Raw genomic sequence first — 14,049 nt, 5'->3', positions numbered from 1 at the left:
GTCCGGTCAACCGACCGAGCCCTCGAGCGAAATTCCGATCAGCTTCTGCGCCTCGACGGCGAATTCCATCGGCAGCTGCTGGATGACGTCCTTGACGAAGCCGTTGACGATCAGGGCGATCGCCTCTTCCTCCGGAATGCCGCGCTGCATGACGTAGAATTTCTGGTCCTCGGAAATCTTCGAGGTCGTCGCTTCATGCTCGAACTGCGCCGTCGAGTTCTTGGCTTCCATGTAGGGCACGGTGTGCGCGCCGCACTGGTCGCCGATCAGCAGCGAGTCACAGTTGGTGAAATTGCGGGCGTTGGTCGCCTTGCGGTGCGCCGAAACCTGGCCGCGATAGGTGTTCTGCGAGAAGCCGGCGGCGATGCCCTTAGAGATGATGCGGCTCGACGTGTTCTTGCCGAGATGGATCATCTTGGTACCGCTATCGACCTGCTGGTAGCCGTTGGAGACGGCGATCGAATAAAATTCGCCCGAGGAATCGTCGCCGCGCAGGATGCAGCTCGGATATTTCCAGGTGATCGCCGAACCGGTCTCGACCTGCGTCCACGAGATCTTCGAACGATGGCCACGGCAGTCGCCACGCTTGGTGACGAAATTGTAGATGCCGCCCTTGCCCTCGGCGTCGCCGGGATACCAGTTCTGCACCGTCGAATATTTGATCTCGGCATCGTCGAGCGCCACAAGTTCGACCACCGCCGCATGCAGCTGGTTCTCGTCGCGCTGTGGCGCCGTGCAACCTTCGAGATAGGAGACGTAAGCCCCCTCCTCGGCGATGATCAGCGTGCGCTCGAACTGGCCGGTGTTCTTCTCGTTCATGCGGAAATAGGTCGACAGTTCCATCGGGCAGCGTACGCCCTTGGGCACGAAGACGAACGAACCGTCGGTGAACACGGCGGAATTCAGCGTGGCGTAATAATTGTCGGAGGTCGGCACGACCGAACCGAGATACTTCTTCACCAGCTCCGGATGCTCGCGGATGGCTTCCGAGATCGAACAGAAGATGACGCCGGCCTGCGCCAGCTCCTTCTTGAACGTGGTGACGACGGAGACGGAATCGAACACGGCGTCGACGGCGACGCGGCCCGATTTGTAGACATTGTCGCTGGCTTCCTCGAGCTCGGAGGCGTCCGTCTTCTGCACGCCGGCGAGAATTTCCTGTTCCCGCAGCGGAATGCCGAGCTTCTCGTAGACCTTCAGCAGTTCAGGATCGACGTCGCTGAGCGAGGTCGGGCCGGGCGTGCTCTTTGGCGCCGCGTAGAAGTAGATGTCCTGGAAATCGATCTTCGGATAGTGGACGCGCGCCCAGGTCGGCTCGTCCAGCGTCAGCCAACGGCGATACGCTTCCAGACGCCATTCCAGCATCCAGGACGGCTCGTCCTTCTTGGCCGAAATGAAGCGGATGATGTCTTCGCTCAGGCCCTTGGGGGCCTTGTCCATCGCTATTTCGGTCTGGAATCCGTATTTGTATTGGTCGACGTCGATCCTTCGGACCCGATCGATCGTGTCCTGCACAGCAGGCATAGGCGTTCTCCATCCACGCCGGGGTCAAGGCCCGACAGTTTTCAAACTATGGCACTGCCAATCAACGCCGAAAAAGCGCTCGCGGCAGCGTAAGTTCCATATAGTGCGCCGCGACCGGAAATTCACCCGGCCAGCATGAAACGCACGGCTCTACCAGGCCGAAAGGCCCAAAATTGTCCAACCGCTCACGCGGCCTGGTCTCTATCCGCCTTTTGCCTAGCGGCTTGCCGCGCGGCGATCCCCGCCAGCGCGGTGCGGAACAGCTCGATATCCTCAGCGCCCGTCGCCGGACCGATCGACACGCGCAAGGCGCCAAGACTGTCGCCGTATCCCATGGCCTTCAGCACATGGCTCGGTCCGACCTTGCCCGACGAACAGGCGGAGCCGGCCGACAGCGCCACACCGGCCAGATCGAAGGCGATCTGAGCGGTCTCGGCTTTGACGCCCGCAATAGCGAAGAATGTCGTATTGGCAAGCCTTGGCGCACCAGTTCCAAAGATTTCCGCGTCCGGCACCAGCGTTTTCACGATCGCCTCGATCTCGTCGCGGCGCTGGCGCACCGCATCCATGGCTTGCAGTCCGACAATCGCCTCACGCGCAGCCGCGCCAAAACCGGCAATGGCGGCGAGGTTTTCGGTGCCGCCACGGTGGCCCTTTTCCTGGCCGCCGCCATTGATCAGCGGCTGCGGCATCATCAGATCGGAGGCGGCGACGATGGCGCCGACGCCCTTGGGGCCGCCGATCTTGTGCGAGGACAGTATCAGATAATCGGCGTAACCCGCTGACATGTCGATCGAAACGCGCCCCGCAGCCTGAACGGCGTCGACGACGAGGATGCCGCCCGCTTCCTTGACGATCCCGGCGATGCGATCGATCGGCTGGATGACCCCGGTCTCGTTGTTGGCGGCATGGATGGCAACCAGCGGCAGGCCATCGGCCTTGTCATGCTCGGCAAGCACAACGGCCAAGGCCGCAAGGTCGGCGATGCCGTTGGCATCGACGCCGATCCGTGTCACCTGCGCTGCCGGGAAGCGTCCGCCATTCAGCAGGCAGGGGTGATCGGCCTCGGACACGTAAAGCCGGCTCATGCGCACAGGGCCGCGTCCCATCCGCCAGTCTGATGTCAGCAGCGTCGAGGCGGCTTCCGTCGCGCCGGAGGGGAACACGACATGCTCTGGCTTGGCGTTGACCAGTGCTGCCACGTCACGCCTTGCGGTCTCGATCAGACGGCGTGCGGCGCGCCCTTCGGCATGGACCGACGACGGGTTGGCGACGATATCAAGCGCCGCGACCATAGCCTCGCGGGCCACTGCAAGCAGCGGCGCACTGGCATTGTAGTCGAGATAGGCTCGATTTGCGGCCATTTTCGTCCAGTTGATCCCGTCAGAAGCCATTCCGCCGACGTATCGCGTTATTTCCTTGAAATTCCAAGGCGAGGCGTCCTATTTACGCGGCTTGCGGCGCGGGTGGCCCGGCTCGATGTCTTGCCACTCAGTTTTGAACAATTCTAAACTAGCTTCTAAGAAGACGCTCGCCCTGCGTCAAGGCCAGAGGAAGACTTGTTCCGGGCGCCGCGCATTCGTATGCAAGTGGAGTATTTTATGCCTGAGGTCATTTTCACCGGCCCTGCCGGCCGTCTGGAGGGGCGCTACCAGCCTTCCAAGGAAAAGAGCGCGCCGATCGCCATCGTTCTGCACCCGCACCCCCAGTTCGGCGGCACGATGAACAACAAGATCGTCTACGACCTCTTCTACATGTTCCAGAAGCGGGATTTCACCACGCTTCGCTTCAATTTCCGCGGCATCGGTCGCAGCCAGGGCGAGTTCGATCACGGCACTGGTGAGTTGTCGGATGCGGCCGCGGCGCTGGATTGGGTGCAGTCGCTGCATCCGGATTCAAAGAGTTGCTGGGTCGCCGGTTATTCCTTCGGCTCCTGGATCGGCATGCAGCTCCTGATGCGCCGGCCGGAAATCGAAGGCTTCATCTCGATCGCGCCGCAGCCCAACACCTATGATTTCTCGTTCCTGGCGCCCTGCCCTTCATCGGGCCTGATCATCCATGGCGATGCCGACAAGGTGGCGCCGCCGAAAGATGTGCAAGGCCTGGTCGACAAGCTGCACACGCAAAAAGGCATCACCATCACGCAGAAGACCTTGCCCGGCGCCAACCATTTCTTCTCCAACGACGCCGACCTGTTGCTCGAGGAATGCGCTGATTATCTCGACCGCCGGCTTGCCGGTGAATTGTCGGATCCGCGGCCGAAGCGGCTGCGTTAAGCAAAGGAAGGGCGGCGGCGGTGTACGAGCCTCCTCATTTCAAGGAAACGCGGCCGGACATCCTGCACGGGCTGATCCGGGCGCACCCGCTCGGGCTGTTGATTTCCAACGGACCCGAGGGCCCGGTCGCCAACGCCATCCCGTTCCTGCTCGACGCCGACGTCGGGCCGAACGGCCGGCTGCGGGCGCATCTGGCGCGGGCCAACCCGCAATGGCGCCTGTTGGCCGACAATCCGGCTTCACCAGTGCTGGTCGTCTTCCAGGGCAGCGATGCCTATGTGACGCCGTCCTGGTACGAGACCAAGCGCGAAACCGGCAAGGTGGTGCCGACCTGGAATTATGCCATCGTACAGGTGCGCGGCACCGTCACGGTGATGGACGACCAGAACTGGCTGGCGCGGCAGATCGCCGATCTGACCGTGTCCCAGGAAGGCGCTCGCGAGGCACCCTGGGCGGTGACCGATGCGCCGGCGCCCTTCATCCAGTCGCAGATCAAGGGCATTATCGGGCTGGAGATCGAGATCAGCGAAGTCCACGGCAAGTGGAAGGTCAGCCAGAACCGGCCTGTCGCCGATCGCGTCGGCGTTGCCCAAGGGCTCGAAAGCGAAGAGAACTCGTCGCTTGACATGGCTGGCATGGTGAGATCTTACGGCGGTCTGGACGGGAATTAAGCTTCGGGCCAAACCGGACGCTCAGGTCTTCCGGCTCGGTCTGATCAGCCAAAACGTCTTTTTGCGGACCGGCAATCCCGATGGCATCGGGCGAAAGATGAAGCCGAGCCGGGCAAAGACCAGCCCGCAGGCAATCGCGAAGGCGCAGCCAAGGCCGAAGCCGGCGACGGTATCGCTGGGATAATGCGCGCCGACGAAGACCCGCGTCGAGGCGATGCACGCCGTGATCGCCAAGGCGATGTACCAGCGCCTCGGAAACAAAAGCAGGGCCACCCCGAAAACGGCGCCCATGGTCGTGGCATGGCCGGACGGGAAGCCGGCAAAGCGCGCATCAAAAGCGAAGGGACGCAAGGCCAGCACACCAAAGTCGCCGAAATAGAGCGGGCGAGCCCGACCGATCGCGTATTTCAGCACATTGACGGCGAGGCCCGACAGGCCGGCGGCGCCCAGCACCAGAAAAGCCAGGCAGGTCCAGTTGTAGACGAGCATCAGCGAGCGCCTCGAGAGGCTTCGCCAGTCCGTCAGGTTCGCGGCGACGAGCAGAAGCGCCGACGGAATGAGATACCAGCCACCCAGGCCGAACTGCGTGAAAAAGTCGGCAAGCCCGGCAAATTTCGCCGACCACTGGCCGTGAAGCATTCCAGCCGGAGTGTCGAGGCGAACGAACGCCGCCGCCGTCAGCAGAACCCAGACCAGCACCCAGACCGACCATAAGATGTTCGGGTATCTGGCCGGACGGACGGCAAAGCGCCTTTTGGCGATCCGCATCGTATCGCGAAAATTGTCGAGGGACCGGCGACCTACCCCAAGGAGCAGACCGGAAACGGAAGGGCGCGATTTCACCAGCATTGGAAATTCGACCCTGTCATCGACCAGCGATCATTGGGCCACACGATAAAGGCCGAGCGACAGTTTGTCTCCCGACGAATAGTTGAGGCCATCGATCCGGGCAACGCGGCTCGCGGATTTGCCTTGTGCCGCCAGCAGGCCATTCAATTTCTGCTCATCGCCAACCTGTGCCAACGCCAGCGCGCAGGCAGGGTCGGCAAGCAGATGTTTGGCGACGCCATCGACATCGGTCAGCACGGTGTTGGTGCCCACCAGGAACACCAGGCTCGGCTCGTGATATTCCGCCGAGGCGAGCACCGTGGTCTCGCAGGGCCTGTTGGCACGGACCGCCGCTTCGATGGCCGGGCTCAGCCAGATCGGCTTCAGCGAAGGCGCGATGACGCCGAACAGCAAGCCATAGGTGATGCCCGCGCAGACCGCGATGGCGCCGATGCGGCGCAGCGGCACTTGCAGCTCCCTGGAAAAAGCGAAGTAGCCCGCCCCCAGTGCTGCCGCGGCCGCCGGAATGCTCCACCAGGAGAAGGTGCCAGTGAGGTAGATCGGCGCTCCGACGCAGACCGCAGCTAGGCCGAGGCTGACCACGACAAGACCGAATGCGGTCGACCACCACAACCAGTTTTGCCAGCGCTTGAGCGGCGCATTCGCATCCTGCGGCGACAATGTCAGCAGCCAGCCTATCAGCAGCGCCATGCCGGGATAGGCCGGCAGGACATAATGCGGCAGCTTGGTCGGGATCAGCTCGAACACCAGCCAGAACGGAATGTACCAGGCGAGGCAGAAACGCAGCCGGGGATCGTCGCGCAACCGGTTGAGGGCCTGGAGCCCGGCGCCGACCGCGATCAGGCCGAAGGGCCACATGAATAGCGAATAGGTCAGCATGTAGAAACCGGGCGGCAGGCCGTGCGATTCCTCACCCGAGGCGACCTTGGCCACCATGTCCTTGCCGACGGCATCCCTGAGAAAGGCGCCGCCGCTCTTCCAGGTGATGAGGACGGCCCAAGGCAGCACGATAAGGAGCACCAGAGCGACACCGCGTACGAGCTTCAGCTTCAAGATCCAGCGCCAGTCGCGCTCGAACGCAAACAAGGTGGCGACCGTCAGTACCGACAACAGCGGGGCCACGGGTCCTTTTATAAGGATTCCCAGCCCTTGAGCCGCCCAGAATATCCACGGCAGATGGGCGGCTACCGGTTCGTTTCGGCGCGACGCCAGATAGACTTGGGCGAGCGCGCCTTGGGCCGCCACGCAGCAGGCCAGCAGCATGGCGTCGGTCTTGGCGTCGCGGCCCTCGAAGGCGGTGGCGAAGATCGCCGCCATCATCAGGCCGGCGGCGAGACCTGCATTGGCTCCGAAGAGCTTCGTGCCCGTCCAGGCGATGCCGACGACGGCCAGGGCAATGCCAAGCATGGAGACGAGGCGGTAGACCCAGATCGGCGCCGCCGCCCCCTCGCCGCTCAGCGCCACGGCCGCCGATTGCAGCCAGTAGATGCCGATCGGCTTCTTGTAACGCGAGGCATCCTGAAAACGGATGTCGACATAGTCGGAGGTTTCGACCATCTGCTTGGTGGCCTGGACAAAACGGGATTCGTCGCGGTCGACGGGTGGAAGGCTCGCTAACCCGCTGAAAGTCATCAGCACGCTGAACAGAAGGAGGAGAAGGTAATTCCTGTTCATCGCGGGAGCTTTCCGGATCTGATCTGCGGGATGGCCCCGTCGCGGCGCCTCAGGCCCTGCCCCTGCGCGGCGCCTCAATACGCCAGCCAAAAGAATGAGGCAAGAAGTGGGCTTGGCCATCCGCACGGGCCGCAAAACCGGAAACCACTTTTGCTGATCGCGCTTGGATGCTAAACGCCCGCGTTCATGCACGTCCGAGCCGCAGCGGCCGGGCGCTTTCGGGAAAGAAACAATGTCCGCCTTCAAATCCGATTTCCTGCGCACGATGAGCGAGCGCGGTTTCATCCACCAGACTTCGGATGATGCCGGCCTCGACAATATCTTCGCCAAGGAGACGGTGACGGCCTATATCGGCTTCGACGCGACCGCCAAGAGCCTGCACGCCGGCTCGCTGATCCAGATCATGATGCTGCACTGGCTGCAGCAGACCGGTCATCGGCCGATCGCGCTGATGGGCGGCGGCACTTCGATGATCGGCGACCCGTCGTTCAAGGACGAGGCGCGCAAGCTTCTGACCCCGCAGGACATCGACGACAATCTCGCCGGCATCCGCCGTAACTTCATGCCCTACCTCAAATTCGGCAGCGGTCCGAACGACGCCATCATGGTCAACAACGCTGACTGGCTGATGGAGATCAACTACGTCAATTTCCTGCGGGACGTCGGCCGTCACTTTTCCGTCAACCGCATGCTGGCCTTCGATTCCGTCAAGCTCCGGCTCGATCGCGAGCAGTCGCTGTCGTTCCTCGAATTCAACTACATGATCCTGCAGGCCTATGATTTCGTCGAGCTCTACAAGCGTCTTGGCTGCCGCCTGCAGATGGGTGGCTCCGACCAGTGGGGCAACATCATCAACGGCATCGATCTCGGCCACCGCATGGAGAACGCGCAGCTTTATGCGCTGACCACGCCGCTGCTCACCACCTCGTCGGGCGCCAAGATGGGCAAGTCTGCCTCGGGCGCGGTCTGGCTCGATGCGGAGATGCTGAGGCCCTATGAGTTCTGGCAGTACTGGCGCAACACCGAGGATGCCGACGTTGCCCGCTTCCTGAAACTCTACACGACATTGCCGCTGGACGAGGTCGCACGGCTCGAGCGGCTTGGCGGGTCAGAAATCAATGAGGCCAAGAAGATCCTCGCCACCGAGATCACCGCCCTTCTGCACGGCCGCGCAGCCGCCGAACAAGCCAGCGACACGGCGCGCAAGACGTTCGAGGAAGGCGCGCTCGCGCAATCGCTGCCGACCGTCGAGGTTGACAAGGCCGCTCTCGAAGCCGGCGTCGGCGTCCTGTCGCTGCTGGTCACCGCGGGGCTGGCGGCGTCGAACGGTGAGGCGCGGCGGCACGTGCAAGGCGGTGCCGTGCGCCTGAACGACGAGCTGGTCAGCGACGAGCGCCGGCTGGTGACTTCAAGGGATTTGAGTCCGGAAAACGTCGTAAAGCTTTCCTTGGGAAAGAAAAAACACATTCTGGTGCGGCCGATTTGAGATCGCTCACCGGTACTCGAAGATCGATCTGAATATCCCGGGCGCGATCACCGACAGCGGATTGATGTCAAGCAGCGGCTTGTTGGCATTGCCCTTGAGCCGGTAGGTGACGCCGATCAGGCCGCGGTCGCGGCCATTGCCGAGCAGCGCGCCGACGATGGGCAATTCGCCGAAGATGCGATTGAGGCCATAGACCGGCATGAACGTGCCGGTCATGTCCATGTTGTTGTTCTGGTCGTAGAGCGTGCCCTGGAACGTCGTGCCGATGCGCGGACCGCGCAGCACGCCATTGGCCAGTTTCAGATAGCCGCTGCCCTTGTCGATCTCGGCGTAACCGCGTTCGAACTTCACCCGCGACGTGTCCAGTTTGCCCTTGACCGCCTGATTGAGGCTGCGGCTGTCGCCGGCCGGCGTGGTCGAGACGATGGAGGCGAGCTTCGGTTCGTTGACCACGAAAAAGTTGCTGGTGTCGACCTTGCCCTTCAGCGCTCCGTCGCTCGGCCCCGCCAGCGCCAGGATGATCGTTCCGCCTTCCATATGCTCGTAGATGTTGAGGAACCTGAGGATAGCGCCGGCGTCGGCGGACTGCATGTTGAGCGCGCGCCGGCCGGCTCCAGTGGTGTTGCTGATGCTTATGGCGGCGCCCGAACTTGCCGTCGCGCTGACCTTCAGCCCGTTCACCCGCGAACCGGCCGCGCTGTAGTCGAGCTTCAAATTGGACAATTGCTCGTCGTGGAAACCGGTCAGCCGGTCGACATCGGCGCTGACGGAAATGGCGTCGGAACCGGTGGTCTTGGTCGCTGTGTCGACATCCGAGGTGAACTGCTTGATGAGCGAGCGGGCATCCAGCGCATTGCCTGATATGTCGACCGCATAGCCCTTGCCGGATCGCTTCACCGACACCGCGACGTCGTCGCCCCTGTTTAAGGTGACCTTGCTGAACCGCGCCGACGACAAGGCACCATTGATCAGCACGATGCTGCCGTCGACGGAGAAACTCTTTCCGTCGAGGTTGAAGTCGGACAGCGTCGTCGTATCGCCGGCCTTGGTCATGACGAATGTGACATTGGCGGGGACCCCAGCGCCCTTGCTCCAACCCGCCCAGGGGATGTCCAGCCTGGCATTGGTCAGATCGGCCGAGACGTTCTGGTTGCCGCTCCCATTCTTGTCGATCGCGACTTTCACCGTTCCGGCAAGCAGCGGCTTCAGACCGGGCATGGCGGCGGCGCGGACCTTGTCGTCGAGCACCATGGCTACCTTGCGGCTGCGCGCCGGCCCATCATCCCTGAGGGGCTCGATCAGATCGAGTTCGGCCGGTATGCCGTTCAGCGACGCCTTTGCGGAGATCACCGCCTTAACAGGGTCGACCGTGATCGAACCGTCGGCATCCGTCACGGTCTGCCCCTCGAAAGGCTTGGCCAACGACATGCCGGTGTAGTCGAGCGACACCAGCCAATCGAGCTTGGAACTGTCGACGCCGGACTGCAGCGGAATATCCGCCTTGACGTGGCCGGTGACGCTGCCCGACAGCTCTTCGGGCAGAATTCCGACATGGCGCATGGCGTTGATCGGCTCGTAGGATGCGAGTTCGGCAACAGCGGATGCGTCGCCGTCAACGTCGATGTCGAGCGCGCCGATGACCGGCGGGCGATTGGCCGCCTTGACCGTCAATGTACCGTTGCTGGCCGCCACGGTGCGACCGCTGGGCATATAGACGGTGCCCGAGGACAGGGAGACATCGACATCGTTGCCGTGGAAGCCGACGACGCCAACCGCGTCGCGTATCGGCGGAATGCGGCCGGCCGTGTCGAAGCGCGATCCCTCGATCTGGAAGCGGCCGAATATTTCGTCTGCGGACAGCGGCACGCCGTTGCCCAGCCGGCCCGGCACGACCTGGAACTGGAGGTTGGCGTCGACGACGCGGCCTCCGAACAGATTGGCGAGCACCCACAGCCTGGCTTTGCGCGCCGAAAACCACGGCCACAGCTGCTTGACGTGAGAGACCTGCATGTTGTGGATATTGATGGCAAGGTTGATCCCCGGCGCCTTGCCGTCGACGAACGCCACGGCAGCGGTGCCAAGCACTTCGCTGGAGGCAGCGGACCGAAGCGCGATCTGCTCGGCGACCAGCCTGTGGCTCACCGTGTTGTAGACACCGGCAATCCGGGCGAGGAAGGTCAGCGCTGGCTCAGGCGACTCCGAAGGCGCAAGCGACGAACCGTCGCTGGTCAGGTCATAGCGATAGGAAGGCTCCTCACCCGCCGCCCCGCTTGCCGGCTTCGGACCGATCGAACCGGCGAAATCGAATGTCGAGCGACCGGTCTTCATCAGCAATCTGTCGACCTGGACCTTGTTGCTGCCGGAAACAAGCGTCGCATCGACATCGACGTCAGCGGGCAGCAACCCGCGCGTGCCTAGATCGAGAATGGAACCAGTCGACGACAAAAGAGCCGTCAGCCGCGATGCATTCGCCCCCGATCCTTCCGATCCCGTCAGCTTCAGCGCGACCGCGCCCAACTTCCCGGCAGCGGCCGCGGGGTCGCCGGCATCCGCCAGGTCGATGCTGGCATCCAGCGCCGTGACCCGGTGTGCCGCGATGTCGCGGGTGGCGGAAGCGGCAACGGTAACCGTCCTGCCGTTGACATCCGCCTTGGATGAAAACCGCATACCGCCCGGTCCCGATTGCACGACGGTGGCGTCGGTTATATTGAACAGCTTGATCGTTCCGGTTTCGGGCAGCACGAATTCGACATTGCGAAGATCAATCTGGCGCAGCGAATCTTCCCGCACGGCATCGAGCGCGCGGTTGACGTTTCCGAACACCGCATTGGACAGCTTCTCCGGATCGATGAGGCCGTCCGCATTGCGCAGGGCGGCGGTCCAGTCGCCGCCGGACGGCATCGCCGCCACGACAATGCGGGCATCGGAGATCCTGGCGCTGGTCAGCCGCACATCCCCCCACAGCAGCGGAACCAGGCGAACGCCGAAGCGCACGCGGCCGGCATCGGCCATCGGCTTGCCGTCGGCGGTCTTCAAGCTGACGTCGCTGACCTGGAGAGCTATGAAACTCGAACTGTCGAGAGTGATGCGCGCCGGCCCGACCGCGACATTGACATCGACGCCGGCCAGTTTCTCAAGAGCCGTTTCCGCCTCGATACGAAGCCGGTCGGCCCCGATGCCGGAGGCGCCAACCAGATAAACGAGCACAGCGGCCAGCAGCACGAGAGCGACCAGACCGGCGAATGCCCTTGCCAGGATGCGAAAGCCGCGCCCGATCGACGCCTGACCAAGTGGCGGCACGCGGCAGGCGGACGGAAAAGCGGCCAGGTCGGTGATCTCATCACGCCTGAACCGGATCTTCTCGTGCTGCGGTTGCTCCTGATCCACGCAATTTTCCGTTGTACGAACTCGATCGTGGACGAATCCCCGCTCGACACTATATCGGTGTGGCTTCGCGCGTAACCTCAAACAAGGGCATCGGTATGGCTGACCTCGACGTAGGCGATCTTGCGCCGCAATTCGATCTGCCGCGCGACGGCGGCGGATCGCTCAGCCTTGCCGCATTCTCCGGCAAGCCCATTGTCCTCTATTTCTATCCGCAGGACGACACAACAAGCTGCACCCAAGAGGCGATCAGCTTTTCGCGGCTGAAGCCGGACTTCGAGAAGGCGGGCGCCGTGGTGATCGGCCTGTCGCCCGACACCGCCGGGAAGCACGACAAGTTCAAGTCGAAATACAATCTGACCATCGACCTTGCCGCCGACGAGGAGCGCAAGGTGATCGAGGCCTACCATCTGTGGGTCGAGAAATCGATGTATGGCCGCAAATACATGGGCGTCGAGCGCGCGACGTTCCTGATCGGACGCGACGGGCGGATCGCCAGGATCTGGCGCAAGGTCCGCGTCAAGGGCCACGCCGAGGAAGTGCTCGAAGCCGTTCGTGCGCTTTGAGGATTGCCGGCACGGCTGTTCGTGCCTTCCCTATGCTCGCCTGACGAGCGTCGCCGCAGAGCCGGTGCACCACAAGCCTTTGTTAACCTTAATAATGTGTAGTCAAGCTGTCGTGGTGTCGTAACCGAAAGCTTGGTCCCGTGAACGCAACCGGTCAGTCAGCAGTCTTCGGCAGGCGCAAGGAGCCCCATACGGTCATCATCGCCCGGGGCAACGAGATCAGGCACTTCACCATCCGACCCTGGCTCGCGGCCTTTATCGGCTCGGCGCTGGCCGCCATCGCCATCGGGTACCTCCTGGCGACCTCCTATCTCGTGCTGCGTGACGATTTGATCGGCGCCACCACGGCGCGGCAGGCACGCATGCAGCAAGCCTATGAAGATCGCATTTCGGCGCTTCGCGCCCAGGTCGACCGCATCACCAGCCGCCAGTTGCTCGACCAGCAATTGATGGAAACCAAGGTCAGCGAACTGCTGGAACGCCAGAGCCAGCTGAGCCAGCGCCACGGTCGCCTTGGTCCGCTGCTCGAACGCGCCGAGAACGAAGTTGGCGCCGCGCCGGCCGAGGATCCGGCAGCGGTTTCGAAGCCGGACAAACGCGCCGAAGTGACCGGTAGCATCAAGGAACCCGCGCGGAACTATGCGGTCGCCAGCCTTGGCGCCGACCTCGGCGCCGGCGACACCAGGCCGTTTTCGCTATGGTCGACCCGCTCCGATCCGCTGCCCAACGATTCAGCCGCGGATCGCGCCGACAAGCTCTTCATCTCGATCAACCAGTCGCTGAAATCCATCGAGAACGACCAACTGACCCGTATCAGCACGCTTGCCGACAACGCCTACAAGAGCGCCGACGCGATTACCCAGGCGCTTCAAGCAGCAGGACTGCCGGTCGACAGCGATTTCGGCAAGTGGGATAGCGATGTCGGCGGACCGCTGATCCCGCTCGACTCCTCGATGATGTTCGACAGCAAGGTCAAGGAGTTGGACGAGGCGCTTGACACGCTCGACCACCTCAAGAAGGAAGCGCGTCGGCTGCCGCTCACCAACCCGGCGCCGGGCCACTCCGTCACCAGCCCGTTCGGGGTGCGCACCGACCCCCTTCTCGGTACCGCGGCGCTCCATTCCGGCATGGATTTCAGGGCGCCGATCGGCATGGCCGCCAAGGTCACGGCTCCCGGTATCGTCACCAAGGCCGGCTGGAACGGCGGCTACGGCCGCATGATTGAAGTCGACCATGGCAATGGTTTTGCGACGCGCTACGGGCATCTCAGCGAGATCGACGTGACCGTTGGCGAGAAACTGGACGCCGGCGCCGTCATCGGCAAGACCGGCAGCAGCGGCCGCTCGACCGGCCCGCATCTGCATTATGAAGTCCGCCACAATGGCGAAGCGATCGATCCCTTGCGCTTCCTCACGGTCGGCAGGAAGGTCGCACAGTACCTCTGAAGAATGCAGGCCGGGAGTTGACCGGCGGCCACCATCCCGCGCTGCCTCATCCTTTTTCGGATCCGTGTCGCCGTTCGGGCTTTCCCCTTGCGGGGCGGACGCAGATTGTCGAAGCCCGTAGAGCGGTCGGCATCCGACGTGTTCCATCTGCCGGCCAGATAGATGATTGCGATA

At 63.0% G+C, this 14,049-nt stretch carries 10 protein-coding genes; 5 read left to right on the top strand and 5 right to left on the bottom strand.

Features of this window, described 5'->3' with window-relative positions:
• Positions 1–6 precede the first annotated feature (6 nt).
• Together sufB and NKH02_RS06105 are read right to left on the bottom strand one after the other, a co-directional pair.
• Entirely contained in the window at positions 7–1,524 is a 1,518-nt protein-coding gene (sufB, locus tag NKH02_RS06110) for a Fe-S cluster assembly protein SufB (protein WP_352877178.1), read from the bottom strand.
• 185 nt (positions 1,525–1,709) lie between these two features.
• Entirely contained in the window at positions 1,710–2,888 is a 1,179-nt protein-coding gene (locus NKH02_RS06105) for a cysteine desulfurase family protein (RefSeq protein WP_352877176.1), read from the bottom strand.
• Positions 2,889–3,125: 237 nt separating this feature from the next.
• Between NKH02_RS06105 and NKH02_RS06100 the strand changes: the two genes are divergently transcribed.
• Both NKH02_RS06100 and NKH02_RS06095 read left to right on the top strand, forming a co-directional pair.
• Positions 3,126–3,800, top strand: a complete 675-nt coding sequence (locus NKH02_RS06100) for an alpha/beta hydrolase (RefSeq protein WP_013532163.1) — start codon at positions 3,126–3,128, stop codon at positions 3,798–3,800.
• Positions 3,801–3,820: 20 nt separating this feature from the next.
• Positions 3,821–4,471: an FMN-binding negative transcriptional regulator gene (locus NKH02_RS06095; RefSeq protein ID WP_352877174.1), complete on the top strand. Its 651-nt coding sequence runs from the start codon at positions 3,821–3,823 to the stop codon at positions 4,469–4,471.
• Positions 4,472–4,492: 21 nt separating this feature from the next.
• Here NKH02_RS06095 and NKH02_RS06090 read toward each other — a convergent pair whose 3' ends face one another.
• Positions 4,493–5,320: a phosphatase PAP2 family protein gene (locus NKH02_RS06090; protein WP_352873393.1), complete on the bottom strand. Its 828-nt coding sequence runs from the start codon at positions 5,318–5,320 to the stop codon at positions 4,493–4,495.
• Positions 5,321–5,350: 30 nt separating this feature from the next.
• The gene (locus tag NKH02_RS06085) at positions 5,351–6,994 is read right to left on the bottom strand and encodes an ArnT family glycosyltransferase (RefSeq protein ID WP_352877173.1); all 1,644 of its coding nucleotides are present in this window, start codon (positions 6,992–6,994) and stop codon (positions 5,351–5,353) included.
• A 232-nt stretch (positions 6,995–7,226) separates the two neighbouring features.
• Here NKH02_RS06085 and tyrS point away from each other — a divergent pair, with 232 nt between their 5' ends.
• Positions 7,227–8,480 carry a tyrosine--tRNA ligase gene (gene tyrS / locus NKH02_RS06080; protein ID WP_352877171.1) on the top strand — a complete coding sequence of 418 codons (1,254 nt, stop codon included), beginning with the start codon at positions 7,227–7,229 and terminating at the stop codon, positions 8,478–8,480.
• Positions 8,481–8,486: 6 nt separating this feature from the next.
• Here tyrS and NKH02_RS06075 read toward each other — a convergent pair whose 3' ends face one another.
• Positions 8,487–11,867: a hypothetical protein gene (locus tag NKH02_RS06075; RefSeq protein ID WP_352877169.1), complete on the bottom strand. Its 3,381-nt coding sequence runs from the start codon at positions 11,865–11,867 to the stop codon at positions 8,487–8,489.
• Between the two features lie 95 nt (positions 11,868–11,962).
• On the opposite strand from NKH02_RS06075, the gene NKH02_RS06070 reads away from it, so the two are divergent.
• Positions 11,963–12,430, top strand: coding sequence for a peroxiredoxin (locus tag NKH02_RS06070; RefSeq protein ID WP_352873386.1), 468 nt, complete (start codon positions 11,963–11,965; stop codon positions 12,428–12,430).
• Positions 12,431–12,570: 140 nt separating this feature from the next.
• A complete protein-coding gene (locus NKH02_RS06065; protein ID WP_352877166.1) occupies positions 12,571–13,875 on the top strand; it encodes a peptidoglycan DD-metalloendopeptidase family protein in 1,305 nt (434 codons plus the stop codon).
• Positions 13,876–14,049 lie beyond the last annotated feature (174 nt).

Source organism: Mesorhizobium sp. M1396 (genome assembly GCF_040317725.1).
Classification (GTDB): Bacteria; Pseudomonadota; Alphaproteobacteria; order Rhizobiales; family Rhizobiaceae; genus Mesorhizobium.
This window is presented reverse-complemented; position numbering and strand designations above follow the sequence as displayed.